Source organism: Mycobacterium timonense (genome assembly GCF_025821985.1).
GTDB classification, from domain to species: Bacteria; Actinomycetota; Actinomycetes; order Mycobacteriales; family Mycobacteriaceae; genus Mycobacterium; species Mycobacterium avium.
Genome location: NZ_JACKSY010000113.1, coordinates 1 through 26,594, shown reverse-complemented (window position 1 = coordinate 26,594; position 26,594 = coordinate 1). Strand labels below are relative to the sequence as shown.

23 protein-coding genes and 1 tRNA gene are annotated in these 26,594 nt (G+C 67.8%); 15 read left to right on the top strand and 9 right to left on the bottom strand.

The features are described from left to right. Window positions 1–3 precede the first annotated feature (3 nt). Window positions 4–918, top strand: a complete 915-nt coding sequence (locus H7I87_RS26655; protein WP_011723913.1) for an SAM-dependent methyltransferase — start codon at window positions 4–6, stop codon at window positions 916–918. A 17-nt stretch (window positions 919–935) separates the two neighbouring features. On the opposite strand, the gene H7I87_RS26650 is transcribed toward H7I87_RS26655, so the two are convergent. Further along, window positions 936–2,873, bottom strand: coding sequence for a fumarylacetoacetate hydrolase family protein (locus tag H7I87_RS26650; protein WP_009975191.1), 1,938 nt, complete (start codon window positions 2,871–2,873; stop codon window positions 936–938). Further along, window positions 2,870–5,170 (bottom strand): ATP-dependent DNA ligase, encoded by a 2,301-nt coding sequence (locus H7I87_RS26645; protein ID WP_011723912.1) that lies wholly within the window; start codon window positions 5,168–5,170, stop codon window positions 2,870–2,872. Before H7I87_RS26645 ends, H7I87_RS26650 begins: the two co-directional genes overlap by 4 nt. A 278-nt stretch (window positions 5,171–5,448) precedes the next feature. Between H7I87_RS26645 and H7I87_RS26640 the strand changes: the two genes are divergently transcribed. The 5 genes from H7I87_RS26640 to ku all read left to right on the top strand — a co-directional run bounded on the left by H7I87_RS26640 (window position 5,449) and on the right by ku (window position 11,190). Then, window positions 5,449–6,942 (top strand): mannitol dehydrogenase family protein, encoded by a 1,494-nt coding sequence (locus tag H7I87_RS26640; protein ID WP_009975186.1) that lies wholly within the window; start codon window positions 5,449–5,451, stop codon window positions 6,940–6,942. Next, a complete protein-coding gene (locus H7I87_RS26635; RefSeq protein ID WP_009975185.1) occupies window positions 6,939–7,799 on the top strand; it encodes an HAD family hydrolase in 861 nt (286 codons plus the stop codon). Before H7I87_RS26640 ends, H7I87_RS26635 begins: the two co-directional genes overlap by 4 nt. A gap of 127 nt (window positions 7,800–7,926) precedes the next feature. Beyond that, entirely contained in the window at window positions 7,927–9,339 is a 1,413-nt protein-coding gene (locus H7I87_RS26630; RefSeq protein WP_003877478.1) for a mannitol dehydrogenase family protein, read from the top strand. Continuing rightward, window positions 9,336–10,244 carry a carbohydrate kinase family protein gene (locus H7I87_RS26625; protein ID WP_023869651.1) on the top strand — a complete coding sequence of 303 codons (909 nt, stop codon included), beginning with the start codon at window positions 9,336–9,338 and terminating at the stop codon, window positions 10,242–10,244. Before H7I87_RS26630 ends, H7I87_RS26625 begins: the two co-directional genes overlap by 4 nt. A gap of 37 nt (window positions 10,245–10,281) precedes the next feature. Beyond that, window positions 10,282–11,190, top strand: a complete 909-nt coding sequence (gene ku, locus H7I87_RS26620) for a non-homologous end joining protein Ku (RefSeq protein ID WP_009975180.1) — start codon at window positions 10,282–10,284, stop codon at window positions 11,188–11,190. A 5-nt stretch (window positions 11,191–11,195) separates the two neighbouring features. Here the strand turns inward: ku and pstA are convergent, their stop codons facing one another. The 3 genes from pstA to pstS are packed head-to-tail and all read right to left on the bottom strand — an operon-like array spanning window position 11,196 to window position 14,203. Beyond that, on the bottom strand, window positions 11,196–12,104 hold the full coding sequence (gene pstA / locus H7I87_RS26615; RefSeq protein WP_011723908.1) for a phosphate ABC transporter permease PstA: 909 nt from the start codon (window positions 12,102–12,104) through the stop codon (window positions 11,196–11,198). After that, window positions 12,101–13,054 (bottom strand): phosphate ABC transporter permease subunit PstC, encoded by a 954-nt coding sequence (gene pstC / locus H7I87_RS26610; protein ID WP_029248391.1) that lies wholly within the window; start codon window positions 13,052–13,054, stop codon window positions 12,101–12,103. Before pstC ends, pstA begins: the two co-directional genes overlap by 4 nt. A 39-nt stretch (window positions 13,055–13,093) precedes the next feature. Next, window positions 13,094–14,203: a phosphate ABC transporter substrate-binding protein PstS gene (pstS, locus tag H7I87_RS26605; protein WP_010949005.1), complete on the bottom strand. Its 1,110-nt coding sequence runs from the start codon at window positions 14,201–14,203 to the stop codon at window positions 13,094–13,096. A 494-nt stretch (window positions 14,204–14,697) separates the two neighbouring features. Here pstS and H7I87_RS26600 point away from each other — a divergent pair, with 494 nt between their 5' ends. From H7I87_RS26600 to H7I87_RS26560, 9 genes are all read left to right on the top strand, one after another. Continuing rightward, the gene (locus H7I87_RS26600; protein WP_023871367.1) at window positions 14,698–15,489 is read left to right on the top strand and encodes an SDR family oxidoreductase; all 792 of its coding nucleotides are present in this window, start codon (window positions 14,698–14,700) and stop codon (window positions 15,487–15,489) included. A 24-nt stretch (window positions 15,490–15,513) separates the two neighbouring features. Continuing rightward, window positions 15,514–16,590 carry an NAD(P)H-dependent amine dehydrogenase family protein gene (locus tag H7I87_RS26595; protein WP_023871368.1) on the top strand — a complete coding sequence of 359 codons (1,077 nt, stop codon included), beginning with the start codon at window positions 15,514–15,516 and terminating at the stop codon, window positions 16,588–16,590. Window positions 16,591–16,686: 96 nt separating this feature from the next. After that, on the top strand, window positions 16,687–17,913 hold the full coding sequence (locus tag H7I87_RS26590) for an Nramp family divalent metal transporter (protein ID WP_023871369.1): 1,227 nt from the start codon (window positions 16,687–16,689) through the stop codon (window positions 17,911–17,913). Further along, complete coding sequence (locus tag H7I87_RS26585; RefSeq protein WP_023871370.1) at window positions 17,914–18,993, top strand: poly-gamma-glutamate hydrolase family protein; 1,080 nt, start codon at window positions 17,914–17,916, stop codon at window positions 18,991–18,993. 7 nt (window positions 18,994–19,000) lie between these two features. Next, window positions 19,001–19,825, top strand: coding sequence for an LLM class F420-dependent oxidoreductase (locus H7I87_RS26580; protein ID WP_016705553.1), 825 nt, complete (start codon window positions 19,001–19,003; stop codon window positions 19,823–19,825). A gap of 49 nt (window positions 19,826–19,874) precedes the next feature. Further along, window positions 19,875–19,947, top strand: a tRNA-Arg gene (locus H7I87_RS26575). Window positions 19,948–20,206: 259 nt separating this feature from the next. Continuing rightward, the gene (locus tag H7I87_RS26570; RefSeq protein WP_224111441.1) at window positions 20,207–20,725 is read left to right on the top strand and encodes a helix-turn-helix domain-containing protein; all 519 of its coding nucleotides are present in this window, start codon (window positions 20,207–20,209) and stop codon (window positions 20,723–20,725) included. After that, a complete protein-coding gene (locus H7I87_RS26565) occupies window positions 20,725–21,300 on the top strand; it encodes a DUF6036 family nucleotidyltransferase (RefSeq protein ID WP_033713172.1) in 576 nt (191 codons plus the stop codon). The genes H7I87_RS26570 and H7I87_RS26565 overlap by 1 nt, the downstream gene beginning before the upstream one ends. Window positions 21,301–21,490: 190 nt before the next feature. Further along, window positions 21,491–21,709 (top strand): hypothetical protein, encoded by a 219-nt coding sequence (locus H7I87_RS26560; protein ID WP_016705560.1) that lies wholly within the window; start codon window positions 21,491–21,493, stop codon window positions 21,707–21,709. A 34-nt stretch (window positions 21,710–21,743) separates the two neighbouring features. On the opposite strand, the gene H7I87_RS26555 is transcribed toward H7I87_RS26560, so the two are convergent. The 4 genes from H7I87_RS26555 to istA all read right to left on the bottom strand — a co-directional run bounded on the left by H7I87_RS26555 (window position 21,744) and on the right by istA (window position 26,519). Next, the gene (locus H7I87_RS26555; RefSeq protein ID WP_003872877.1) at window positions 21,744–22,130 is read right to left on the bottom strand and encodes a hypothetical protein; all 387 of its coding nucleotides are present in this window, start codon (window positions 22,128–22,130) and stop codon (window positions 21,744–21,746) included. A 39-nt stretch (window positions 22,131–22,169) separates the two neighbouring features. Next, the gene (locus H7I87_RS26550) at window positions 22,170–23,753 is read right to left on the bottom strand and encodes a glycoside hydrolase family 183 protein (RefSeq protein ID WP_003872878.1); all 1,584 of its coding nucleotides are present in this window, start codon (window positions 23,751–23,753) and stop codon (window positions 22,170–22,172) included. A 736-nt stretch (window positions 23,754–24,489) separates the two neighbouring features. Further along, window positions 24,490–25,302, bottom strand: coding sequence for an IS21-like element ISMyma9 family helper ATPase IstB (istB, locus tag H7I87_RS26545; protein ID WP_023861565.1), 813 nt, complete (start codon window positions 25,300–25,302; stop codon window positions 24,490–24,492). Beyond that, complete coding sequence (gene istA / locus H7I87_RS26540; protein ID WP_023870547.1) at window positions 25,302–26,519, bottom strand: IS21 family transposase; 1,218 nt, start codon at window positions 26,517–26,519, stop codon at window positions 25,302–25,304. Before istA ends, istB begins: the two co-directional genes overlap by 1 nt. Window positions 26,520–26,594: the final 75 nt, after the last annotated feature.

Genomic DNA, 26,594 nt, shown 5'->3' with positions numbered 1-26,594 from the left:
CGCATGACACGCAGCGAGGGTGATACCTGGAACCTGGCCAGCAGCGTCGGCGCCACCGCGACCATGGTCGCCGCCGCGCGCGCGGCCGCGACCCGGCGTCCGCGGCCGGTCCTCACCGACGAGTACGCCGAGCCGTTGGTCCGCGCCGTCGGATTGGACGTGTTCACCAAGTTGGCGAGCGGCGAGCTCGATCCCGACGATCTCGAGCGCGACGTCGGATTCGCCCGCATGGTCGACACATTCGCGGCCCGCGGCCGGTTCTACGACGACTACTTCGCCGCGGCCGGCAAGGCAGGCCTACGCCAGGTGGTCATCGTGGCGTCGGGGCTGGACGCCCGGCCGTACCGGCTTTCCTGGCCGGCGGGGACGACGGTGTATGAGATCGACCAGCCCGAGGTGATCGCGTTCAAGACCGCGACGCTGTCGCGGATCGGTGCGGCCCCGACGGCCGAGCTGCGCACCATCGGCATCGACCTGCGCCAGGATTGGCCGGCGGCGCTGCAGGACGCCGGCTTCGATGCCGCGCAGCCCACCGCGTGGCTGGCCGAGGGGGTGCTCATCGGGTTTCTGCCGCCGGAGGCCGAGGTTCGGCTGCTCGACTCGATCACCCCCCTGTCGGCCGAGGGCAGCCGCTTCGCCGCGGACTACGGGTCGCTCAACGACGCCTCGCAGGCGTCGACGGAGCAGGCGCGGCGCACGACCGAGGGCTGGCGCCGGCGTGGGCTGGACATGGACATCGCCGCCCTGACCTACCCGGGCAAGCACACCGACGTCGCCGCGCACCTGGGCGCCGACGGCTGGGCAACGACCACGTTCGGGCTGGCCGACCTGTTCGCCGCGGCGGGCCTGCCGGAACTCACCGAGGCCGAGCAGGGGCCGGCCGCCACGCTCAGCTTCGTGCGGGCGATCAAGTCCTGACCGCAGCGAGCACCCGGTCAGGACCGTTTGGCCAGCCATTCGGCCTGCATCACCAGCAGGGCCATCACTTCCAGTTGCGGGGTGTGCGGGTCGAGTTCGCGGTATCGCTGGTAGACGTTGACGACGACGCGCTCGGCGTCCAGCCAGGTCGCGTACTCGCCGAGGTCGATGGTGTCCGCGGCCTCGGGCCACGACAGGCCCTTGCGGTAGGCGGCCTCGGCCTGTTCGGCGATGTGCACGAGATACCCACGCACCGCGCGGATTCCGTCCGGATCCGTGACCGGCCCGTGGCCTGGCACCACGGTCGGCGCGTCCAGCGCGATCATCGCGTCGCAGGCCGCGACCCAGTTGGCGATCGGGCCGGCCCACACGATGGGGGTGCAGCCGATGAACAACAGGTCACCGCCGAACAGCACCCCCGCGTCGGGGACGTGCACCACCGAGTCGGCGGCGGTGTGCGCGGGCCCCAGATTCAGCACGTCGACCCGCCGGCCACCGACCTCCACGGCCAGGCTGCGGTCGAACGTCTCGTCGGCGTTGCGCAGCGTGATGTTGCTGAAGTCGAAGTGCCCGAAGCGTTCTCGCGTGTAGCGGGTGGCCACCGGTCCCAGGTTGGCGGTTTGGGCCATGGCCAGCATCTCCGGCGCCATCCCGTGCGCGATCTCCTCGGCGGTGCCGTGCGCGGCGATGATGCGCACCGCAGGGTCGAGCAGCTGGTTGCCGTGCGTGTGGTCGCCGTTGGAGTGCGTGATCACCGCGTCGGTGATCGGCGCCGACGCGGTGATCGGCCGCATGGCCGTGAGCATTTCGCGGGTCAACGCCAGGTCGAACAGGGTGTCCACCAGCAGCGAGGCGCCGTCGCCGGCGATCAGGCCGGCATTGCTCCAGCCGTAGCCCCCGTCGGGCAGCGTCCATGCCCACACCCGGTCGCCGACCTGGTGCAGCCCGCGGGTGTAGGGCACCCGCGCCGCGGCCCGGTTGACCCGCGGTGCGGCCGGCGGGGCGTCCGGGTTGGGCCGGGCGGCCAGCGGGTGCGGCGCGCCGCTGGCGCGCACAGTTTGCCGGGTCTCGCCCAGCCCTTCGACCCGCAGCGTGACGACGTCGCCGTCGTGCAGCCAGCCCGGAAACGATTCCAGCGCCGCGGGATCCAGGTGCTCGACCAGTGTGCAGGTGGGCACCGTCCCGGACCCGATGACGTCACCGGGTACCAGGGTGACGCCGCGCGACGCATAGGAGATGACTTCGCCGAAGGTCCAGTCCATTTGGGCGGTCGACCCGGAACCGATGACGGTGTCGTTGACCGAGGCGGTGACCCGCAGGTCCAGTTTGCCGTTCCGGCGGTAGGGTTCGAGCTCGTCGGGTGTCACCAGGTAAGGCCCTAGCGTGACGCCGCTGTCCTTACCCTTGGCCTGCCCGATACCGAGTTGACTGTCCAGCTGCTGCAGATCGCGCGCGGACCAGTCGTTGAAGATGGTGTAGCCGATGATGGCCTGTTCGGCCTGCTCGACGGAGAGATCCTTCCCGCCGGTCCCGATCACCGCGGCGATCTCCAATTCGAAGTCCTGCCATGCACTTCCGGGTGCGGTGGGCGCATCGTCGTACGGGCCCAAAACCGTTGCCGGACAGGCGAAGTAGAACGCCGGTACGCGATACCAGGTGTCGGCGAGGACCCGCCCGGCGCCCAGCGCGGCCTGGCAGTTGCGCATGTGGTCGAGGAAGCACAGCGAGTCCCTGATCGACGGCGGGCGCGGGATCGGCGCCAGCAACCGCGCCCGGGCCGCCGGCACCGTCGCCGCCGGCGAACGCTGCGCCTCCTCCCCCGCGTGCCGCAATCCCTCGGCGCCGCGCGCAATCAGGTCCAGCAGCGTGACTCCCGAACCCATCGCGTAGATGGTGTCGTCGCGCAGCACTCCGACGCGTTCGCCGTCATCGCCTTGGTAGGTAACCCATTTCACTCGCGTACCACCTCGCTTGCCTCCTTGTCCGGCCGCAGCCCGCGCCAACTCGATTGGCGCAGCCGGTCATCCGGTGTCCACTCGCTGTAGCGCACCTCGCCCACCAGCACCGGCTCGACGAACGTGACGCCCTTGGCCTCGCTGCGGGGAAGCGGCGCATCGAAGGGCGATTGGTCGGTGCGCAGCGGGGCCAGCGTCTTCTTCAAGTTGGCCAGGTCGCGTTCGGTGAACCCGGTGCCGACACGGCCGGCGAAGTGCAGGCCGCCCGGGCCCGGAATGCCCATCAGCAGGGAACCGATGCCGCTGCTGCGTCCGCCTTCCCCGGCCTTCCAGCCGCCGATCACGACTTCCTGGGTGTTCCAATGCTTGTCCTTGATCCAGGAGGACGAGCGCCGGCCCGGCTGATAGGTGGAGTCGCGCCGCTTGGCGATCACGCCCTCCCAACCGCGCTCGGCGGACTGCCGCAGCGCTTGGTCGCCGTCGCCGGGCAGCAGCTCGGGAACGGTCAGATCACCGCCGGAGGCCAGCATTTCCAACAGTTTTCGCCGATCGCGGTAGCGGGCCCGCAGCAGCGAGCGGCCGTCGAGGTAGAGCAGGTCGAACGCCCAGAATTCGACCCGCGCGCTCTTGCCGCGGTTTTGCATCTCGTGGAAGTTGGGCACGCCGCGCTTGTCCAGCACCACGGCCTCGCCGTCGAGCACCGCGTGGTGCTCCTCGAGAGCCTTTGCCAGCGAGCGTAATTCGCGGTACTCACCGGTGACTTCGCGACCGCGCCGGGACCGCACCCGCAGGGTGCCGTGGTCGGCCTCGACCAGTAGCCGGTAGCCGTCCCATTTGCCCTCGAACGCCCACTGGCTCGCCTTGAGCGCCGACACCGAACCGTGGGTGGCGAGCATCGGGGCGATCGTGTCGAAGTCGAAGACGTTCTGGTCCTTCATCCGGTGCGCCAGCCATTGGTCGCCCTCGGTCTGGATCAGCGCGTAGCGCCCGGAGATCTTGCGGCCGTGCAGGTTGACGATCACCTCGTCGTCCTGGAACTTCTCGGCGTCATAGGTTCCGGAGTCCCAGATGACCACCCTGCCCGCCCCGTATTCGCCTTTGGGGATGACGCCCTCGAACCCGCCGTATTCCAGCGGGTGATCCTCGGTGTGTACGGCCAGGTGATTCACCGCGGGGGTGTCGGGCAGGTTCTTCGGCACCGCCCAGGACACCAGCACCCCGTCGCGCTCCAGCCGGAAGTCGTAGTGCAGCCGCCGGGCGTGGTGCTCTTGGATGACGAAGGTATTGCCTCGTCCCGCAGCAGGTTTCGCGGCCGGAACCGGCTCGGGCGTTTTGGAGGCGTCGCGCATGCTGCGGTATTTGGTCAGGCGGTCCGGCACCGGTGTCTGGTTGTCGGAGGCGTCCAGCTCGGCGAGCAGGTCACCGTCGCGGGCGACCCGGGTCAGCACTTCGTCGTAGCGCAGGTGACGCAGCGCCGGGTCGTCGAGTTCGTCCCAGGTGCGCGGCGCGGCGACGGTGGGGTGGTCGCGCCCGCGCAGCGAATAGGGCGCGATGGTCGTCTTGGAGCCGTTGTTCTGGCTCCAGTCCACAAAGATCTTTCCCGCCCGCAGGCTCTTGGTCATGGTCGACGTGACCAGCTTCGGCATAGTCTTTTCCAGTTGCTGCGCAACGCGTTTGGCCAGCACGGTGGCGCCTTTGCTGCTCACCGGCTCCGTCAGCGGCGTGTACAGGTGCAGTCCCTTGCTGCCGCTGGTGAGCGGAAACGTCTGCAGCCCGATCCCATCGATCAGGTCGCGGACGGCGCGCGCCACCTCGGCGAGCTGGGCCATCGTCACGCCTTCGCCCGGGTCAAGGTCGAACACCAGTCGAGTCGCCGGGCCGGGTTTGAGTTCTTCGGCCCGGCTTCGGGTCCACTCCGCGACGAACCGCCACTGCGGCACGTGCACCTCCAGCGCCGCCTGCTGGGCGATCCAGGCCAGGCCGGTGGCGCTGTCGATGATCGGATAGGTCGTCGTGCCGGATCGGTGGGTCACGCTGGCGCGCGGCAGCCAGTCCGGTGCCGAGGAGGCCAGCTGCTTCTCGAAGAACGATTCCTGATCGACGCCGTTGGGCCAGCGCTTCCGGGTGACCGGACGCCCGGCGATGTGCGGGATCATCACGTCGGCGATCCGCGTGTAGTAGTCGAAGACGTCGGCTTTGGTGGTTCCCGTCGCGGGATAGAGCACCTTGTCGGCGTTGGTCAGTTTCACCCGCGGCGTCGCTGTCGGCTCAGCGGGCCAAGCGCGCGGCGCGTTCATGCTGCTAAACCTACGCGCCGGTGCCGCCGACGCCAGCGTGCAATCGGCGGCCGACACGCGAGCCGCAAGGTGCGGGGCGGCGACGCAGGTACCGGTGACCAACACCCTGGTGTGGCGAATTTCACTGTGCCCGTGAATCGGCTGTTGACGGCGGCGATGCCGCGCGCGGCGGCGCGGGCCCCGAATACTGAACTTGGTCAGACCCCCTTGATCGGCGGTACATTTGGCCCGCAATGAGTTATATCGACTGCTTTTCGCGAGTCGTCGCTCGGCGCCGCATGCGGGCTCTTCCGCTGAGTAACGCCACCCTGCCCCTGCATTCGCAACGAATCGACGTGCCGACCTATGACAGGTCGGCACTGCAACGTGGTGTGGTGCACATCGGAGCGGGCAATTTTCACCGTGCCCACCAAGCCGTCTACTTCGATGACCTTGCCTGCTCGGGCATTTCCGATCAGTGGGGTGTCAGCGCGATCAGCCTTCGCTCGCACGACGTGAAGGATCTGCTGTCCGCCCAGGACGGTCTCTACACCGTTGTGCAGCGCGGCCACGATCACCAAACCGCGCGCGTCGTCGGCTCGATCGGCTCTGTCCACTACGCACCGAATGACGGCGCAGCGGTCCGCGCGGCGCTGACGGATCCGCGCACCCGCATCGTCAGCCTGACCATCACCCCCAACGGGTACTTCCTGGATCCGGTCACCCGCGAGTTCGACGCCGACCACCCCGATGTGCGCGCCGACCTTGTCGCGTCGGGCTGCTACGGCACGGCGTGGGGATACCTGACCGAGGCGCTCGAGCAGCGTCGCCGCGCGGGCATCGCGCCGTTCACGGTGCTGTGCTGCGACAACATTCCCGACAACACCCAGGCGGCGCGCACCGCCCTGGTGTCGTTCGCCGCGCTGAAGAACCCGGGGCTGGCCCGCTGGATCGACCGGCATGTCGCGTTCCCGTCGACCATGGTCGACCGCATCACGCCGCAGACGTCGGACTCGGAGCGCGAATTCGTCGAGCGCACCTTCGGTGTCGCCGACAACTGGCCGGTGCTGACCGAACCGCACAGTCAGTGGATCATCGAAGACAGCTTCAGCGACGGCCGCCCGCCGCTGGACGAGGTCGGCGTCCAGTTCGTGACGGACGTCAGCGACCACAAGCTGATCAAGACCCGGCTGCTCAACGGAACCCATATCGCGCTGGCCTGTCTGGCCACGCTGGCCGGCTACCGGCGCACCGACGAAGCGATGAAGGATCCGGTCATCTTCGACTACGTCGAGCGGCTCATGCGCGACGAGGTGCAGCCGCTGCTGCCCCCGGTGCCCGGGATGAACACGCCCGACTATCGCGACACGTTGCTCACCCGGCTGGGCAATCCCCGCATGAGCGACCAGTTGTCCCGGTTGGCGCGGCGGGGATCGACGAAGATCGCCTCGTTCCTGCTGCCGTCGCTACACGAGGCGATCGCGCAGGACCGACCGCACACGCTGCTGATGTTGGCGCTGGCCGGCTGGGCGCGCTACCTGCGCGGCTACGACCTGAACGGTCGCAAGATCCGCATCGACGACCCGGAGGCGGATCTGCTGACCAAGCTGGCGAACATGGCCGGCAACAACCCGGATCCGTTGCTGCGGCACGAGATCCTGGCCGATCTCCGGTTGGTGCCCGGATTCTCCGAGCGCCTCGGCGAGATGGTCGCCAGCATCGACGAGCACGGCGTGATTGCCACGCTGCGCCAATCGTTGCAGGACGATTCCCGGGAGTTGGTGGCGCGATGAAACCCGAGGGACTGACGCTGGTGCGGGAATTCGACCCGGCACCGATCACCACCCTGCTCTGTGACGCCGACGACAACCTGTTCCCTTCCGAGAGACCGGCTTTCGCCGCCTCCGTCGAGGTGATCAACCGTTTCCTGGCCCGGTTCGGCGTGGCCGCCCCGTTCACCGCGGAGCAGCTGCGCAAGCAGGCGGTCGGCAAGAACTTCCGCAGCACCGCCCTGGACCTGGCGGTGGCGTCCGGTGTGCCGATCGACCAGACCCTGGCGCAGGGCCGGCCCGAGGCCGTCGTCGCGTCGGCCGACGACACGGCGGCGGATCGGGCGTTGTGCGCCGATGAACTCGAGCAGTGGGTACTGCAGGAGCGCGAGCAGGTCACCGCGCATCTGGCCGCCACCCTGCGACCGGACCCCGAAGTGCTTGCGCCACTGCAGGATCTGGCGTCGCGGTACGCGCTGGCAGCGGTCAGCTCCAGCGCCCTCAAGCGCCTCGCCGGCTGCTTTTCGGCCACCGGCCTGGATCCGCTGATCCCGGCGTCGGTGCGGTTCAGCGCGGAGGATTCCCTTCCGGTGCCGACCAGCAAGCCCGACCCCGCGGTGTATCTGCACGCCGGGCAGGTGCTGGGCGTCGCGCCGGAACAAGGGCTGGCCATCGAAGACTCGGTGGCCGGCGTGAGCTCCGCGGTCGCCGCCGGCTACGCCACCGTCGGCAACCTGATGTTCGTGCTGCCCGACGAACGGGATTGCCGCCGTGCGGAATTGATCGACGCCGGGGCGGTCGCGATTACCGACTCGTGGCGCGCCCTTGCCGATGTCCTGCTCTCGTCGGCCGTGCCGGCGGCAGGATCTTCACTCGCCTAGGACATCGACTGGTCCTCAACTGGTCCTCGCCGCCGGGCATTTAGCTTTTGGCCCGCGGCCGTCGTACCGTCGAGAGGTGCTGCGAGCCCGGTAACCATCCGCGCTGCGGCCCGGGAGGAGTTGGCCAATGGAGGCTGACGGGATAAACCTGAACAACGCGACGCTGCCCACGCTGCCCATCGAGGCGCCCAACTACGACCGCGGCAGCGTCACCGTCGGTATCGCGCACATCGGTGCCGGACATTTCCACCGCGCGCATCAGGCCATGTATATCGACCGATTGCTGCAGGCCGGCCTGGCCCGGGAGTGGGGCATCTGCGGGGTGGGCGTGATGCCCGCCGACTGGACGATGCGCGACGTGCTCAACGACCAGGACGGGCTCTACACGCTGATCCTGGAGAAGCCCGACGGCAGCCGCGACGCCCACGTGATCGGCTCGATCATCGACTACCGCTACGCGCCCGACGACCCCGAGTCGGCGCTGGAAGTCCTTGCGGCGCCGACCACCCGGATCATCTCGCTGACCATCACCGAGGGCGGCTACCGCGACCCGGAGGGGCCGGCGTTCGCGTTCATCGTCGAGGCCCTGGACCGGCGCCGGCGCCGCGGGATCGCCGCACCGACCATCGCGTCGTGCGACAACATCGAGAACAACGGCGAGATCGCGCGGCGCGCCGTGCTGGCGAACGCGGAAGCCCGCAGCCCCGAACTCGCCGAGTGGGTCGACGAACACGTGTGCTTCCCGAGTTCGATGGTCGACCGGATCACGCCGTCCACCACCTTGCAGATGGCCGCCGAGGTGCGGCGGGACTTCGGCGTCAACGACCGCTGGCCGGTGGTGGCCGAGCCGTTCACCGCCTGGGTGCTCGAAGACAAGTTCGCCGACGGCAGGCCGCCGCTGGAGCGGGCCGGCGTGCTGCTGGTCGACGACGTCGCGCCCTACGAGCTGATGAAGCTGCGGATGCTCAACGCGGGCCATCAGTGCCTGGCCTACTTCGCGCATCTGTGCGGGTTCGAGTTCGTCCACGAAGCCGCGCGCGACCCGTTGTTCGCCGAATACCTGTGGGCCTATTTCGAATCCGAGGCCATCCCGACGCTGCCGCCGGTGCCCGGGATCGACCTGTACGACTACGGTCACCGGCTGATCGAGCGGTTCACCAACCCGGGCGTGCGCGACACCATCGCGCGGCTGTGCGCCTTCTCCTCGGATCGCATCCCGAAATGGCTGCTGCCGGTGATCAACGACAACCTGGCCAACGACGGCTCGGTGCGGATCGCGGCCGCGGCCGTGGCCAGCTGGGCCCGCTACGCCGAGGGCACCGACGAGTGGGGTAAGCCGTTCGAGGTGGTGGACCAGCTGGCGGACTCGCTGATCCCGATCGCCCGCTCGCAGTACGAGAATCCCACGGCGTTCATCGAGATCGCGGGGGTGTTCGGGGACCTGGCGCACCAGCCCCGGTTCGTGCAGGCCTACAGCTGGGCCCTGGAATCGTTGCACCGCAAGGGAGCTCGCGCGACGCTCGAAGAGTTGGTGCGATGACCCGCGGGCTGGTGATCGGCGAGTCGCTGATCGACATCGTCGAGGATGCCGAGTATGTCGGCGGCAGCCCGCTCAACGTCGCGGTCGGACTGGGCCGGCTGGGCCGCGACGTCGACTTCCTCACCTACCTCGCCGACGACGACCATGGCCGGCGCATCGCCGCCTACCTGAAAGACGCTGGGGTGCAGCTGGTTTCGGAAAGCCGGGCCGCCGAGCGCACGGCGACGGCGCGGTCGACCATCGCGGCCGACGGTTCGGCCGACTACGAGTTCGATCTGGACTGGCGGCTGTCCGGGACACCGCCGGTGGCACCCCCGCTGTTCGTCCACACCGGATCCATTGCCGCGGTGCGGGATCCGGGCTGTCTGGCGGTCGCGGCGTTGATCGACACCTACCGCGTGTCGGCCACCGTCACGTTCGACCCGAACGTGCGGCCGTCGCTGATCGCCGACCGGGAACTGGCAGTGTCGCGCATCGAGCACCTCGTCGAGCGCAGCGACATCGTGAAGGTCAGCGCGGAGGATCTGCACTGGATCGATCCCGACCGCTCGCCCGAGCAACTCGCGCAGACCTGGCTGGGGCTGGGTCCGGCCGTCGTGGCGGTGACGATGGCCGACCGGGGCGCGGTGGGCTACTGCGCGGCCGGAACCGCCCGGGTGCCGACGCGCGCGGTGCGGGTGGTCGACACGGTCGGCGCCGGCGACTCCTTCATGGCCGGGCTGCTCGACGCGCTGTGGGAAGCGGGGTTGCTGGGCGGCGACCGGCGCGGCGCGCTGCGGGACATCGGGATCGACACCCTGACCTCGGCGCTCGACGCTGCCAGCCTGTCGTCGGCGCTGACCATCGCGCGCGCGGGGGCCGACCTGCCGGATCGGGCCGCTGTGCAGGCCGCTTTGCGTCGTTAGACGCTTATCCGGGGGTGGTGTGGGCATACTGACTTACATGCGCTCCATCTGGAAGGGTTCCATCGCGTTCGGGCTGGTGAACGTCCCGGTCAAGGTGTACAGCGCGACCGAAGACCACGACATCAAGTTCCACCAGGTACACGCCAAGGACAACGGCCGTATCCGGTACCAGCGGGTGTGCGAGCTGGACGGGGAGGTCGTCGAGTACCGCGACATCGCCCGGGCCTACGAATCCGACGACGGCCAGATGGTGATCATCACCGACGACGACATCGCCACCTTGCCCGAAGAACGCAGCCGCGAGATCGAGGTGCTCGAGTTCGTCCCGGCCAACGAGGTGGACCCGATGCTGTTCGACCGCAGCTATTTTCTGGAGCCGGATTCGAAGTCCTCGAAATCGTATGTGCTGCTTGCCAAGACGCTCGCGGAGACGGACCGGATGGCGATCGTGCATTTCACGTTGCGCAACAAGACGCGGCTGGCGGCCTTGCGGGTCAAGGACTTCGGCAAGCGCGACGTGATGGTGATCCACACCTTGTTGTGGCCCGACGAGATCCGCGACCCGGACTTCCCCATCCTGGACAAGAAGGTCGAGATCAAGCCGGCCGAACTGAAGATGGCCGGCCAGGTGGTGGAGTCGATGGCCGAAGACTTCAACCCCGACCGCTACCACGACGACTACCAGGAACAGCTGCACGAGCTGGTTCAGGCCAAACTCGAAGGCGGAGAAGCGTTTACCACCGAGGAGCAACCCAAGCAGCTGGACGAGACCGAGGACGTCTCCGATCTGCTGGCCAAGCTGGAGGCCAGCGTGAAGGCCCGCTCGGGGGACGGCAAGGCGCCGGCGAGGAAGTCGCCCGCCAAGAAGACCGCCGCCAAGAAGGCACCCGCGAAGAAGGGCGCGGCCAAGAAGGCGCCCGCCAAGAAGGCGGCTTCGAGGTCCTGACGCCGTCAGCGCCGGCGACCGGCCAGGAATCGGGTGGCCGCGGCGACGACGTTGATCACCGCGACAATGATGATCAGGGTCAGCGCCGCACCCCAGATCCGCAGGAAGCCGGCGTGTTCGGGGTTGGTCAGTTCGGTGTAGATCAGCAACGGCAGCGAGGCCATGTTGCCGTGGAAGATGTCCAGGTTGATCGATCGGCTGTAGCCGACCAGCACCAGCACCGGCGCGGTTTCCCCGATCACCCGCGCGATGGACAACAGGATGCCCGACACGATGCCGGGCATCGCGATGGGGAACACGATGTGCACGATGGTCTTCCATTGCGGCACGCCCAGCGCATAGCTGGCTTCGCGCAGGTCGTCGGGCACCAACCGCAGCATCTCCTCGGCCGAGCGCACCACCACCGGCAGCATCAACAACACCAGGGCCAGCGAGACGGCGAACGAGCTCTGCTGGAAGCCCAGCGTGGCGATCCAGAGGCTGAAGATGAACAGCGCCGCCACGATCGAGGGCACCCCGGCGAGCACGTCGACCATGAAGGTCGTCAGCCGCACCAGCCGGCCGGACCCGTATTCGACCAGGAAGACCGCGGTCATCAGGCCCAGCGGCACGGCCATCGCGGCGGCCACCCCGGCTTGCACCACGGTCCCGTACAGCGCGTGGTAGACGCCGCCGGCGAACTGCTCGGGCAGCACGCCGTGCAGCGAGTGGGTCCACCACCCCGAGCGGGTGACGGCGTACCAGCCCCGTTCCAGCACCACCGACAGCACCCAGATCAACGGCACCAGCGCGACGACGAACGAGCCGAGGAAGAAGATCGTCGCGGCGTTGTTGGTGATCCGGCGCCGCACACTCAGCGGCCGGAACACCTCGGTCTTGACCGGCCGGTCGAGCGCGTCGACGGCCCGGGTCATCCGTTGACCTTGCCGCCGGCGATCGCCCGCGCGAGCGCGTTGACGATGAACGTCAAAACGAACAGCGCGAAACCCGCCGAGATGTAGGCGCCGGTGGGCAGCGGCGAGCTGAACTCCGCGGCCGCCGAGGCGATCTTGGAGGCGAAGGTGTAGCCGCCGTCGAACAGTGACCAGTGCCCCGGGCGGGCCGCCGACCGCAAGATGATCAGCACGGCCACCGTCTCGCCCAGGGCCCGGCCCAGCCCGAGCATCGAGGCCGCGATCACGCCGCTGCGGCCGAACGGCAACACCGTCATCCGCACCACCTCCCACTTGGTGGCGCCCAGGGCCTGTGCGGCTTCCATCTGGATGTGCGGGGTCTGCCGAAAGACCTCGCGGGACACCGACGTGACGATCGGCAAGATCATCACCGAGAGCACGACGCCGGCGGTGAAGATGGTGCCGCCGCCGGCCAACGACACGTTGCCGGTTTTGAACAGGAAGAACCATCCCAGGTGGCGGTTGAGGAACGCCGCCACCGGCTCGAGCTGGGGGGCCAGCACGAAAATCCCCCACAGCCCGAAGATGATCGACGGCACCGCGGCGAGCAGGTCGACGATCGCGCCGAACGGGCGGGCCAGTCGTCTGGGCGCGTACTGGGTGAGAAACACCGCGATACCGACCGCGATGGGGACGGCCAGCACCAGCGCGCTGAGCGAACTGAGCACCGTGACCATGAGCAGGTCGCGGATGCCGAACGCGAGCCGATGCGGGTCGCTGGTGCTGAACTGGGCGCTGGTGAAGAAGTTCGCGTGGTTGACGCGCAACGACGGAACGGCACGCAGCAACAGGAACACCGCGATCAACGCGATCGCGACCACGATCGTGAACCCGGCGGCGGCGGCGATCGCCTTGAACAGCCGGTCGCCCCGCCGCGATACCCGCGCGTTCAGCGTCGTCGGTGCGGGCAGCTGCGCGGTTGCTGTTCCTCGTGTCACGACCACCTCAGGTTAGGTGATCGCGTTGATGGCAGCAGACAGTCTCGACTTGAAGGCGTCGGGGATCGGGATATAGCCGTTGTCGGCCAGACCGTTCTGGCCGGCGCCGACGGTGCTCTGCAGGAACGCCTTGACCGCCGTGCCGACCTGGGGGTCGGGGTACTTCGAGCAGACGATCTCGTAGGTGGCCAGCACGATCGGGTACGACCCGGCCTGGGTGGGCTTGTAGAACGACAGGGTGTCGAGCACCAGATCGTTGCCCTGGCCGGAGATCTTGGCTCCCGCGATCGTCTTGCCCACCGAGTCGGCGCTGATCGCCACCGCGTCCGGACCGGCCGACGTGATGATCTTGGCCATGTTCAGCTTCTGCGCCTGAGCGAACGACCACTCGTTGTAGGTGATGGACCCTTCGGTGGCCTTGATCGCCGCCGAGGTGCCGTCGTTGCCCTTGGCTCCCTCGCCGACGCCGCCCTTGAAGGTCTTGCCGGCGCCCTTGCCCCAAGCGCCGTCGGCGGCGGCATCGAGATATTTCTGGAAATTGTCGGTGGTGCCGGATTCGTCGTTGCGGAAGACGACGTGAATCGGCTCGGCGGGCAGGGCAACGCCGGGGTTGAGCGCCTGGATCCCCGGGTCATTCCACGTCGTGATGGCGCCGTTGAAGATTTTGGCGGCGGTCGCGCCGTCCAGGTTCAGCGAGTTCAGCCCGGCGACGTTGTAGGTGATGGCGATCGGGCCGAAAACCACCGGCAGATTCCAGGCCGGCGAGCCGCAACGCTGCTGCGCCGCGGCGTATTCACTGGGCGCCAGCGGCGAGTCGGAACCACCGAAATCGGTTTGCTTGCCGTTGAATTCGCTGATCCCGGCACCGGAACCGTTGGCCGTGTAGTTCAGTGTCTGGCCGGGACAGGCCTGTTCGAAGGCGTTGACGAATCGGGTCATCGCGTTGGCCTGGGCGGTCGAGCCGCTGGCCTTGAGGGCCTTCTTGCCACCGCAGCTCACCTTGCTCGACGACGAGCCGCCGGCGCCGGCGCCAGCCCCGTTGTTATCGCTTCCGCATCCCGACAACACCAGCGCGCCGGCGCTCAAGACGCTCAGCACGGCACCAAATCGGTTGAGTTTCAATTCGCTTCCTCACGGTAGGGATGAAACATGTTCGCCGCCGGTCCACCGGCAACCGCGTGCCGACCAGCCCGCCTCGCAGCCACGAAGCTAACAGTAACAAGGTTAACTATGAGCAAACTGTTCGGCGGCCTTCGCTGAACGGCGCAACACGCCGCGTCGACGTCGGCAGAAGCCAGGCGGCGACGCCGAATCGCCGGGGCATGACAGCAAAGCGAAGCGAGGGTGTTACGGATCGGCCCGCCGCGGGCGGTCGGTCGGCTCGCCGAGCGGAGCCGCACGCGGCGCCCTGGCACCAAACAGGTTGACCCTCAAGCCGTTTCCCGAGGCCGCGGGTGCGGCACCGTCGCCGGTGCGCACCGCGCGCGACCGGCGGTAGCGCCGGGCGGCGCGTGAGCGGCGCCGGAGGAAAAGTAGAACCTGTTCCAGAAATGCCCGGATCTGGGACGGCGTGGCTTGCTACCGTGTCGGCTGACACCGAAAGAAAAGAGACCGCCATGATCCTTGACAGGTTCCGCCTCGACGACAAAGTCGCCGTCATCACGGGTGCGGGCCGCGGCCTCGGGGCGGCCATCGCGGTTGCCTTCGCCGAGGCCGGCGCGGACGTTCTGATCGCCTCGCGCACCGAATCGCAACTAGAAGCCGTCGCCGAGCAGGTCCGCGCCGCCGGTCGTCGGGCGCAGGTGGTGGCCGCCGACCTGGCGCATCCCGAGTCCACCGCGGAGCTGGCCGGCCGGGCCGTCGAGGCCTTCGGGAAACTAGACATCGTCGTCAACAACGTCGGCGGCACCATGCCCAACACGCTGCTGACCACCTCGACGAAGGATCTCAAGGACGCCTTCACCTTCAACGTCGCCACCGCCCACGCACTCACCGTGGCGGCCGTGCCGCTGATGCTGGAGCACTCCGGGGGCGGGAACATCATCAACATCACCTCGACCATGGGCCGGCTGGCCGGGCGGGGTTTCGCGGCCTACGGCACGGCCAAGGCCGCGCTGTCGCATTACACCCGGCTGACCGCCCTGGATCTGTGCCCGCGGATTCGGGTCAACGCGATCGCGCCGGGCTCGATCCTCACCTCCGCGCTCGACGTGGTGGCCTCCAACGACGAGCTGCGGGCGCCGATGGAGAAGGCCACCCCGCTGCGCCGTCTCGGCGACCCCGTCGACATCGCCGCTGCCGCAGTGTATTTGGCGTCCCCGGCCGGGGAGTTTTTGACCGGCAAGACGCTGGAGGTGGACGGCGGGTTGACCTACCCCAACCTCGACATCCCCGTCCCGGACCTGTGACCCCCGACCGCTGAGGAGCATGTCATGCCCATACCCGTCGTCCAGCTCGGCACCGGCAACGTCGGTATCCATGCGCTGCGGGCGCTGATCACGGATCCGCAATTCGAACTGACCGGCGTCTGGGTGTCCTCGGACGCCAAGGCCGGCAAAGACGCGGCAGAACTTGCCGGGCCGGCGCAGCCGACGGGGGTGCTCGCCAGCACCGACCTGGACGCGGTGCTGGCCACCGGACCGCGCTGCGCGGTGTACAACGCGCTGGCCGACAATCGGTTGCCCGAGGCGCTCGACGACTACCGGCGCGTCCTGGCCGCCGGCATCAACATCGTCGGCAGCGGTCCGGTCTTCTTGCAGTATCCGTGGCAGGTCATCCCCGACGAGCTGATCAAACCGCTGGAAGAGGCTGCGCAGCAAGGTAATTCGAGCCTGTATGTTAACGGTATCGATCCCGGCTTCGCCAACGACCTGCTGCCGCTGGCGCTCGCCGGCACCTGCCAGAGCATCCAGCAGATCCGGTGCATGGAGATCGTTGACTACGCGACCTACGACAGCGCCGCGGTCATGTTCGACGTGATGGGATTCGGTAAGCCGCTGGACGACGTCCCGATGCTGCTGCAGCCCGGCGTGCTCAGCCTCGCCTGGGGATCGGTGGTGCGGCAATTGGCGGCGGGACTGGGTGTTTCGCTCGACGAGGTCACCCAGCAGCACGTGCGGGTGCCCGCACCCGAAGACTTCGACATCGCGGCGGGTCACATCGCCAAGGGCACCGCCGCGGCGCTGCGCTTCGAGGTGTTCGGGATGGTCGACGGCCGTCCCGTCGTCGTTCTCGAACACGTCACCCGGCTGCGCGAGGACCTGTGCCCCGACTGGCCGCAGCCCGCGCAGCACGGCGGCTCCTACCGCATCGAGGTCACCGGCGAACCGTCGTATGCCATGGACATCTGCCTGAGCAGCCGCAAGGGCGATCACAACCACGCCGGCTTGGTGGCCACCGCGATGCGGGTGGTCAACGCGATCCCCGCGGTGGTGGCGGCCCCGCCGGGCATCGTCACGACGCTGGACCTGCCGCTGATCACCGGGCGCGGCCTCTACCGCCCGGAGTAAGCCGGGACGACGGAAACGCCGTGGCCGCCGACGGCACGGCGGCAATGTTCGACTACCCTCACTTTCTTATTCGCCTGATGGGAATCGAGGTCGACGTTGGCGCAGCGCACCCAGGGCTCGCTCAAGGGCAACTGGTACCTGCTCGGGCCCGCGTTCGTCGCCGCCATCGCCTACGTCGACCCGGGAAATGTCGCGGCCAACGTCAGCGCCGGCTCGCAATACGGCTACCTGCTGCTGTGGGTGATCGTGGCCGCCAACGTCCTGGCCGGCCTGGTGCAGTACCTGTCGGCCAAGCTCGGGCTGGTGACCGGGCGCTCCCTGCCCGCAACCATCGGCAAGCGGATGAGCCGTCCGGCGCGGCTGGTCTATTGGGTTCAGGCCGAGCTGGTGGCCATCGCCACCGACGCGGCCGAGGTGGTCGGCGGGGCCATCGCCTTGCACATCCTGTTCGGGTTGCCGCTGCTGGCCGGTGGGCTGATCACCGGCGTGGTGGCGCTGCTGCTGTTGGGCATCCAGGACCGGCGCGGCCAGATCCTCTTCGAACGGGTCATCACCGGCCTGCTGCTGGTCATCGCGATCGGGTTCGCGGCCAGCTTCTTCGTCAAGACCGCGCCCCCGGAGGCGGTGCTGTCCGGGCTGCTCCCGAGGTTCCGCGGCACCGAGAGCGTGCTGCTGGCCGCCGCCATCCTGGGCGCCACCGTCATGCCGCATGCGGTGTACATGCATTCGGGGCTGGTCCTGGACCGGCACGGGCACCCCGACGAGGGGCCGCACCGCCGCCTGCTGCTGCGCGTCACCCGCTGGGACGTGGTACTGGCGATGGCGGTGGCCGGCACCGTGAACGCCGCGATGCTGCTGATCGCCGCCACCAACCTGCAGCACCGCGACGTGAGCGCCTCGATCGAGGGCGCGTACACCGCGATCCACAACACGCTGGGCGCGACCATCGCGGTGATGTTCGCCGTGGGGTTGCTCGCCTCCGGGCTGGCATCGTCGTCGGTGGGTGCCTACGCCGGCGCCATGATCATGCAGGGGCTGCTGCACCGCTCGATTCCGATGGTGGTGCGCCGGTTGATCACGCTGTGCCCCGCGCTGCTGATCCTGGCGGTCGGATACGACACCACCCGCGCCCTGGTGCTGTCCCAGGTGGTGCTGTCGTTCGGGATACCGTTCGCGGTGCTGCCGTTGATCAAGCTGACCAGCGACCGCGAGCTGATGGGGTCCGACGCCAACCACCGCATCACGACGATCCTTGGCTGGGGCGTGGGCATCTTGATTAGTCTGCTGAACATGGTGCTCATCTGGCTGACGGTGACCGGCTGAATGCCGGCCCGCCGGCACCTCTACTTCGCATACGGGTCGAACCTGTGCGCACGGCAGATGGCGCAGCGCTGTCCCGACGCGGCCGATCCGCGGCCCGCGGTGCTGGCCGATCACGATTGGCTGATCAATCAGCGCGGCGTGGCCACCGTCGAACCGCTGGCCGGTAACCAGGTGCACGGCGTGGTGTGGCGGATCTCCGACGGCGACTTGGCGACCCTGGACAGCGCCGAGGGGGTGCCGGTGCGCTACCGGCGCGACCGGCTCACCGTGCACACCGATGACGGGCCGGCGCCGGCCTGGGTGTACATCGACCACCGGGTGACACCGGGCCCGCCGCGGCCGGGCTACCTGCCCAAGATCGTCGACGGCGCCACCCAGCACGGGTTGCCGCAACGCTGGATCGACTTCTTGCGCCGCTGGGACCCCGCCGGCTGGCCCAGTCCGCGAGCCACGTCGCCTTCGAATGGGATTGGGCCGCAATCGCTTTCGGCACTGCTGCGTGTTACCGGCGTGACTGAGTCCAGCCAATTGCGTTCGGGCTTCGGGTTTTTGGCCATTCACGGCGGCGGGCTGGAAGAGATGACCGACGTGATCGCCGAACGCGCCGCCGCGGCCGCCGGCGCGTCGGTGTACGTGGTGCGCCATCCCGCCGCCTATCCGCATCACCTGCCGTCGGCCCGGTTCGACCCGGCCGAGTCGCCGCGGCTGGCCGAGTTCCTCGACCACGTCGACGTTGCGGTGTCGCTGCACGGGTATGGCCGCGACGGTCGCAGCACCCAACTGTTGGCCGGCGGCCGCAACCGGGCGCTGGCCGATCATTTGGCCCGGCACGTCCGGTTGGCCGGCTACCGGGTGATCACCGACCTCGAGGACATCCCCGCCGAATTGCGCGGCCTGCACCCGGCGAACCCGGTGAATCGGGTGCGTGACGGCGGAGTCCAGCTGGAGCTCTCGGCGCGGGTCCGGGGGCTCAGCCCGCGCAGCCCGCTGCCCGGCGACGACGGCTTATCGCCGGTGACCGGCGCCCTGATCCAGGGGTTGGCGGATGCCGCCCGTTGTTGGTCAATGTCGGATCATTGAACGGAGAGTGTTGGTGGCCAAGGACTTTCGCTTTGGAATGAGCATGCGGTTCTACAAGTCGCGGGAGGCGCTGCTCGACAAGGCCAAGCGCGCCGAAGACGCCGGCTTTGACATCCTTTGTGTACCTGACCATTTGGGCGCCGCGGCGCCGTTCCCGACGCTGACCGCGGTCGCCATGGTCACCACGACGCTGCGGCTGAGCATGTACGTGCTCAATTCCGCGTTCTACAAGCCGGCCCTGCTCAGCCGGGACATGCAGGCCCTGGATCTGCTCAGCGACGGCCGCCTCGAGATCGGGCTGGGCACCGGGTATGTCCGCGAAGAGTTCGAAGCCGCCGAGATCCCGTATCCCAGCGCCCGCGAGCGGGTCGACTACCTCGAACACATGACGAAGTACCTCAAGGAACACCACCCGTCGACACCGCTGATCATCGCCGGCAACGGGGACCGGGTGCTGACCATCGCCGCCCGCAATGCCGACATCATCGGGCTGACCGGCGCCAAGGTGCGCGACGTCGAGGACCCGTTCGCCGAGCGCGTCGAGTTCGTCCGCAACGCGGCCGGCGATCGGTTCGACTCGCTCGAGTTGAATCTGGCCATCACGGCCATGCCGCGCGTCGGTGAGACCGAGCCCGACCTCAAGCTGACCCGCAGCTACTCGCCCGAGCTGACCGACGAGCAGATCCTGTCGATGCCGTCGGTGCTCAGCGGTTCGCCGCGCGACATCGCCGACACCTTGTCGGCCTACCGCGACAAGTACGGCGTCTCGTCCTTCACCGTGCAGGACAACCACATCGACAACTTCGCCAAGGTCATCGCCGAACTGCGCTGACGGCGGATTTCGGTTCTCGGCGCGCCGCCCCGGTAAGCTCGGGCCGTCCGCCCTCGTAGCTCAGGGGATAGAGCACGGCTCTCCTAAAGCCGGTGTCGCAGGTTCGAATCCTGCCGGGGGCACAGGTGGGGCACAGGTGGGATTGTATGACTTCGGCTGATGCTTGACGGATCTATGTCGGGTGATGCCTGACAGTGTTTCGGTTGATGCGTGACAGTTGTTTCGGCTGATCGGTGACACCCCCTGACCTTCACCGACAGCATCAAATGCAGCGATCTTGGATTCCCTAGCTGGAAGTGCGTCGAAGCGCGGGCCTCATCGTGCGGCACTCGCACCAAGGAAGACCCGCCGCACCTATAGTAAAAAATGCTATAGTTTGGCATGAGCGGGCAGAGCGACGTCTTACGGACGGTGATGCACGAAACCGGCACCACCCAGTCCGAATTGTCTCGGCTCAGCGGTGTGCACCAGCCGAGCATCAGCCAGTTCCTCTCGGACAAGGTCGAACTCAGCGATGAGCAGCTCGACCGACTGCTGTCCTGTATGGGGTACCGACTCGAAATCACCCGCCAACCAGTCGCTCCCACGCTCACACGCTCAGAACGCCGCTCGTGGAAACTGCACCGCGAGCTGGCCAGACACCTGACACGGTCGACCCTCACCCAATGGAAACCCGTGATCGAGCGCAACTTGCGACGGTTGAGGTCCGGCGTCACCGGCCAACCACACATGAGAAATCTCGACCGCTGGGAATCGCTCGTGAGAGACGGTGACGTCCCCGGCCTTCATCGCGTCCTTACCGGACTCGGCCGCGATTGCATCGAAATGCGCGAAGTCTCACCGATGGGCGGACTGCTCCCCGATGAGGAGCGCATCCGCGTTCTGCGCACGGTGCGCTGATGCGGCGAGACCAGCTTGAGCACGCCATCCGGGCCGCCTGCCAAATCGCCGGACTGACTGAAGTGATCATCGTCGGCTCCCAAGCGATCCTCGGCACCTACACCGAGGACCAGCTGCCCTTCTACGCCACCAGGTCGGTGGAAGTCGACGTCCTGCCCATCACCGACGACACGGGCGAAATCGCCCGTCTTGCAGATGAACTCGAGGGAGCCGCGGGCGAGTTCTCCCCCTTTGAGCGACTTCACGGTTTCAGTATCGACGGCGTGGACCTGCAGACCTCGGCGCTGCCCGACGGATGGCGCGATCGGCTGGTCAAAGTGCAGAACGAGAACACCGCCGCCCCATCGGGCGAACCTCAATACATCGGATGGTGCCTCGACAAGGAAGACTTGTGTGTTGCGAAGTTGTGCGCACTACGGGAGAAAGACCAGAACTTCGTTCAGGCACTGATCGCTGCTGATCTCGTTGACCCGCAAGTGATTGCAAGCCGCCTCGTGACCGTACCCGAACCCTATCGGAGAGCCTCCCAACGAGCAGCCGCCTGGCTCGCTCATCGCACAGACAACGCTGAGTAGCACGAGAAATCGTTTGCGGGCGGCGGACGTGGTTAATTCGCCCGGCCGCCCGCCACCCAACAGCCGGGGGCCTGAAGCACTTCACGTCCCACCAACCGCGGGAAACAGGACTACCATCGGTGAGGTGCGTGTGCGGGAAGAAACGTAGCGGCCGTCGCCTCGTCGGGGCATAACACCTGCCGGGCCTGCGATGCGGAAGCTAGTCGCGACACTGATCGCCGTTGGGGCCTTGACTCTCAGCGGGGCCACCGCTCACGCCGAGAACCAGCCGGCACCGCCGTCGCCGACCCCGCCACCCCTGGCACCGAAGTGTCTGAGTTTCGATTTCGGCCCGCCCGCGCACTGGAACTACCTGCCGTGCGGATGGACGACGGACGGCAAGCGGTGGATCCCGTTGCCCCCGCCGTGACGGCGACGTCGCACCAAATGCGTTCCGCCGCGGCCTAACTGGCCTTGAGGTGCCCGCCTCCCCGGCAGCTGACGCCGCAGACGCCCGCATCCCCCCGGGCGTCTGCGAGCGAAAGCGCCTGGTCAATCGGAACACCACTGCAATCCAGGCCGTTGACCACCAGGCCCAGGCTGATCGCGCCGTCCGCGCGGGTGCTCTCGATGCACACCTCGATGTCGCGCAGCCCTGGCCTGCCTATAGTCCAGAAATCCGGACGGTGACCGTCGAACACCGTGTGACCCTCCGCACCGTCGTCGTCCCGGCGCCCGGTGACGTCTGCCGCCGACGAGGCGGGCACGTCGTCGGGCAGCGCCGCCGCGGCGAGCGGAGTGAGCGGGTCGGCCAGGCCGCAACTGTCGTCGTGATACTCCAAGGCGATCATCGTCGCCCTCCTCTCACTCGGCCACCGGATGGGACAGCTCTACGGCAGAACGGTGTGCATCAACATCACGTCGTATGCCGACCACAGCGACAGGTTGAAGTACAGGTCTCGCCCCGAGGACCAGGGATGGATCATCGGCGCGTAGATGCCACCGGGCATTTGGAACGAGGACACCAACGGCTGCTCGGGACTCCACGGCCCCTGCGGGGTCGGCGCGGTCCGCGCCACGACGTCGTTGCTGCCGCCGTCGGTGTAGAGCACCAGGTATTGCTTGAGATAGCTGTTGTACTGGGCCGACATCTCGCCCACCGGGCCGGGGAAGATCGGCGTCGCCGCACCGGGGTTGTTTGCCACCCAGTGCCCACCGTTGTCGCCGTTCCAGTATTGGTACTTGGTCAGGTCGGGCAATTGGTTCGGCGGAACGCGGGACAAGAATGCCGCCCCGCCGCGCCCCGAGGGCGTCCCGAACTGGTAGATGTAGCCGTCGTTGCCCTTGAGGAACGCGCCCATCTGGAAGTTCTCGTTGCCGGGCGTAAACCCGGCTCCCGGAATGGCATCCGGCGACGCCGTGCGAATCGAGGTCGGGAAGATCCCCCAGTTCTGGCCGTTGTCGGTGGACCGCGCGATCGCCGAGTAGTTGGTCGACCATTCGCCGTCACGGCCCCACTGGCGGATGGACATGTAGCTCATGTATTGGGTTCTGCCCATCGACATGCCCGACGTGGGAATGATGCCGGTTTCGTGCGCCGCCTTGTGGATGGTGTTGACGACCTGTTTGGAAAGCCCGGGCGCCCACACCGGTGAGCCGGAGTACCTGTCGTTGGGCACGCCGTCGGCGATGTGGATTCCGTGCGAAAGGTCGTGATCGTTGCTGCGGAACAGCGTGTTGTAGCGCCATTGCTGGCCGTGCACCTTGCAGTAGCCGAAGGTGTCGCCGAAGGCCATCAGCACCTGGCGGTTGGCGGGATCGCCGTTGTCCCAAGCGATCCCGAGGTCGGTGCCGGAGATACTGAAACGTTGCAGGGTCTTGTTCGGGCCGTTGGGTCCGGTCACCCAGTCGACCAGCGACGTCGGGGCGCCCGCGATCGACGGGGGCGGCGGACCCGGCGCGGGTTGCGGCTGGGGCTGCGGCTGCGGCATCGGGGCGGCGTTCGGGCGCAGCTGGTTGGCATTCGGCGGTACCGCCCCGCCGGGTGTGGGCGGGTTGGGTCCCGGCGGCAACACCTCGGCTTGCGGATACATCGGTGCGGACGGGTCGGGCCCGGGCCCCTCGGCCCGCGGGTGCACCGGTGCGGAGTACTGCCGGCCCGGTGCGCTCGGCTTGAGCAAGGACGAGATCAGCGGACCCAGCTTGGGCAGCGGCGCCTGGTCGTTGGTGTGGGTGGGCCTGCGGCCGGTCGGCGGCTGCACAACCGGCTGCGGTGCGGGCATCGCCGGCGGCGCGGCGGGCGGGTCCACGTTGGCTTCGGGAGCCCCACACGGTGTGGCGTTCGCGGTTGGCGCGGGTCCCACCACGAGGACGAATCCGACAGCGGCCGCCGACGCCATCGATAGCGACACACTTCGCAGAAACGCCGACATGTAACACCTTTCGAGGGGGTTGGACACCGCGTTGACGTCCATAGTTGGCTCCTGTGACGATAGTGAGCAGCGGGGCAAATGTGACCAGTGATGAGCTGATAGGTATGCATCCGTGACCGTGTCGCAATGCGTCGGCTCCCCGGCCGCGACGCGCGGTCTAGCGATTAACTCAGCGGCAAATCTACGCAGGTGATGAGGCTTTCAGCGTTCGCCAACAGTGGAGTGGCCGGGTGCCCGGGCGATGCGGTGAGCGGTGCCAGGATGGGCCCCATCGGCGGCGCGTTCGCCCGCCCCGCCGGCCGCCGGTTTGTCGCTAGAAGGCGGGCACTTCGTCGCTCGGCGGTCGCCCGCCCGGCGCCGGGCCCGCGCCGTGCGCACAGTTTGCTGGACGGCTGCCGAACGCGCGGCCGGCGCCCGCGTGTGCCGGCCCGCGTCGCAGACGGATGCGGAGCGGCGACGCGCGTGACCCCATCGGGTCGCCACCGGCTCCGCATCGGTACAAGCGCACCACATCGTCGCAGCTCAAGCTTCCCGTCGCGGGCATGCTCGACGGTTTCCGGCGCCTCGCCGAAACACGAATCGTCGTTAACCCAACGGGGCGCCTGTCGCTTCCGGTCGAATTCTGAGCAGTTTCTTCCGGTCGAAAAGTGAGCAGGGGTTACGGGGTTGAGTCTGCCTGACGGTCGGCTTCGACGGAGGGCAGGGACTCGATTGCGGTGTGCCTGTCGCTTCCGGTCGAATTCTGAGCAGTTTCTTCCGGTCGAAAAGTGAGCAGGGGTTACGGGGTTGAGTCTGCCTGACGGTCGGCTTCGACGGAGGGCAGGGACTCGATTGCGGTGTGTTTGATGCGGTAGCTGGCGCCTTTGAGGGCGATGACGTCGGCGTGGTGCACGATGCGGTCGATCATCGCCGAGGCGATGGTGGCCTCGCCAAATACTTGGCCCCAGCGNGAAAACGGCAGGTTGGAGGTCAAGATGATCGATGACTTCTCGTATCGGGTCGACACCAGTTGGAAGAACAGGTTGGCCGCTTCGGTGTCGAAGGGGATGTAGCCGACTTCGTCGATGACGATCAGCCCGATGCGCGAGATCTTGCGCAGCTCGGCATCCAATCGTCCGATGCGGTGGGCCTCGGCGAGGCGGGTGATCCAGCCGGTGGCCGGGGCGAATGCGACGCGGTGGCCGGCTTGGGCGGCCGCGATCGCCAGCGCGGTGGCCAGGTGTGTTTTGCCGGTGCCTGGTGGGCCGAGCAGCACGATGTTGCGGGCTTCGGCTAGCCAGCCGCCGGCTTCCAGTCGGGCGATCTGGGCGCGATCGACGTGGGGTTGGGCGGTGAAGTCGAAGTCGGTGATCGTTTTGATCGCCGGGAAACCGGCATAACGGATGCGTTGGCGGGCCCCGGATTCCGCGCGGGCGTTGGACTCGACGGCCAGCACGGCGGCCAGGTAGTCCTCCAGCGACCAGCCCGCGGCGCGGCCCTGCTCAGCCAGGCGGCTGTAGTGGGCGGCGATNCGCGGTGCTTTGAGCAGCCGGGCTTGATGGGCGATCAGTTTGTCGGCTTCACCGGGGGCCGGGGCGCGTTTGGTGGCCATCAGGCGACCTCCCCAGTGCCGAACACCGCGTCATAGGTGCCCAGATCAGCGACTTGGACTTCGATGTCGAGATGAGCAGCCACTGCTGGGCGGTTGCGGAAGGTCTCCCGCATCCTTGAGGCCGCGGCCCGGTGCTCGGGGTCTGACGCTAATCCTGCTGTGCCCCAAAGCCGTTGATGATCAGCTACCACACGGTCCCCGCAGCGGGCCACCACCCGATCCAGCGATGCGCTCACGCTGATCATCCGGCCGATCGCCTCCGGATGCACCGAGTAGGCGTTGCCGCCGATGCTGACGTAATAATCGCGACCCAGCCGGGTGGTCATCGTGGTGCCCGTACTCGGCGCCACCGGCGGCAGCCCCGCCATCGCCGCCCGATCAGCACCCAGAGCCTGGGCCGGGATCATGCGGGTAGTGGCGTGCGTGCGCGGGTTGGCCACCTGGGCCAGCCAATCGGCGAGCTGGGTATTGAACTGTGCGGGCGAGCCAAACTGGCGTCCGGGCAGAAACGACGAGCGCAGGTAACCGTTGGCGCGCTCCACCAGCCCCTTGGTTTCGGGATCGTAGGGTCGGGCCTGGATGAGCCGGGTGCCCAACACTCCGCAGAACCCGGCCACCCCCTCGGCCAGCCGGCCACGTTGACCGATACCAGCTTCGTTGTCCCACAACAGCGTTCGCGGAACCGCGCCGATGCACTGCGACAGCAGCAGCCACATACCGGCCAGCAGATCCCCAGTGACCCGCGAGGGAAGCATCACCGCGGCGATAAACCGCGAATAGGCGGCCACCATCACCAACACCGGAAACGACCGCAACACCCCCGCATGGTCAGGCACCACCCGGCCCGGCAGCCACAAATCGCACTGCACCTGCTCACCGGGCAGATGCACCAACCGGTCGCACGGATCGACCGGCGCATACTCGGATCGGATACGGGCGACGTTCTCACTGAACCAGGAATGCCCACCGGCCCACCCGACACGCTGGGCGATCACCGTCGCCGGCATCGTCGGATACTCGCTGAGCACGGCCCGCACCGCCGGTTCGATCTGCGCCCACGCCGACGTCATCACCGGCGCCCGCTCATAGCGCGGCGGAGACTCCGAATCCAGCGCCTTGGCCACGGTGTTCCGCGACAGGCCCAGCCGTCGCGCGATCGCCGCTTGCGACAGCTTCTCCGACCGATGCAGCCGGCGAATCTCGGCCCAATCCTCCACAGTGATCACTCTCCAATCGAAGGGTGCTCACTTTTCGACCGGAATCACCTGCTCACTTTTCGACCGGAACCGACA

What these genes read in the sequence shown, in the direction of transcription:
- H7I87_RS26565 (WP_033713172.1), top strand. Translation starts at nt 20,725, where the DNA reads ATGCGGCGAGACCAGCTTGAGCACGCCATCCGGGCCGCCTGCCAAATC.
- H7I87_RS26645 (WP_011723912.1), bottom strand. Translation starts at nt 5,170, where the DNA reads ATGAACGCGCCGCGCGCTTGGCCCGCTGAGCCGACAGCGACGCCGCGG.
- H7I87_RS26630 (WP_003877478.1), top strand. Translation starts at nt 7,927, where the DNA reads ATGGAGGCTGACGGGATAAACCTGAACAACGCGACGCTGCCCACGCTG.
- H7I87_RS26625 (WP_023869651.1), top strand. Translation starts at nt 9,336, where the DNA reads ATGACCCGCGGGCTGGTGATCGGCGAGTCGCTGATCGACATCGTCGAG.
- H7I87_RS26595 (WP_023871368.1), top strand. Translation starts at nt 15,514, where the DNA reads ATGCCCATACCCGTCGTCCAGCTCGGCACCGGCAACGTCGGTATCCAT.
- H7I87_RS26640 (WP_009975186.1), top strand. Translation starts at nt 5,449, where the DNA reads ATGCGGGCTCTTCCGCTGAGTAACGCCACCCTGCCCCTGCATTCGCAA.
- ku (WP_009975180.1), top strand. Translation starts at nt 10,282, where the DNA reads ATGCGCTCCATCTGGAAGGGTTCCATCGCGTTCGGGCTGGTGAACGTC.
- H7I87_RS26560 (WP_016705560.1), top strand. Translation starts at nt 21,491, where the DNA reads ATGCGGAAGCTAGTCGCGACACTGATCGCCGTTGGGGCCTTGACTCTC.
- H7I87_RS26635 (WP_009975185.1), top strand. Translation starts at nt 6,939, where the DNA reads ATGAAACCCGAGGGACTGACGCTGGTGCGGGAATTCGACCCGGCACCG.
- H7I87_RS26655 (WP_011723913.1), top strand. Translation starts at nt 4, where the DNA reads ATGACACGCAGCGAGGGTGATACCTGGAACCTGGCCAGCAGCGTCGGC.
- H7I87_RS26550 (WP_003872878.1), bottom strand. Translation starts at nt 23,753, where the DNA reads ATGGACGTCAACGCGGTGTCCAACCCCCTCGAAAGGTGTTACATGTCG.
- H7I87_RS26555 (WP_003872877.1), bottom strand. Translation starts at nt 22,130, where the DNA reads ATGATCGCCTTGGAGTATCACGACGACAGTTGCGGCCTGGCCGACCCG.
- H7I87_RS26570 (WP_224111441.1), top strand. Translation starts at nt 20,207, where the DNA reads ATGAGCGGGCAGAGCGACGTCTTACGGACGGTGATGCACGAAACCGGC.
- pstA (WP_011723908.1), bottom strand. Translation starts at nt 12,104, where the DNA reads ATGACCCGGGCCGTCGACGCGCTCGACCGGCCGGTCAAGACCGAGGTG.
- H7I87_RS26585 (WP_023871370.1), top strand. Translation starts at nt 17,914, where the DNA reads ATGCCGGCCCGCCGGCACCTCTACTTCGCATACGGGTCGAACCTGTGC.
- H7I87_RS26600 (WP_023871367.1), top strand. Translation starts at nt 14,698, where the DNA reads ATGATCCTTGACAGGTTCCGCCTCGACGACAAAGTCGCCGTCATCACG.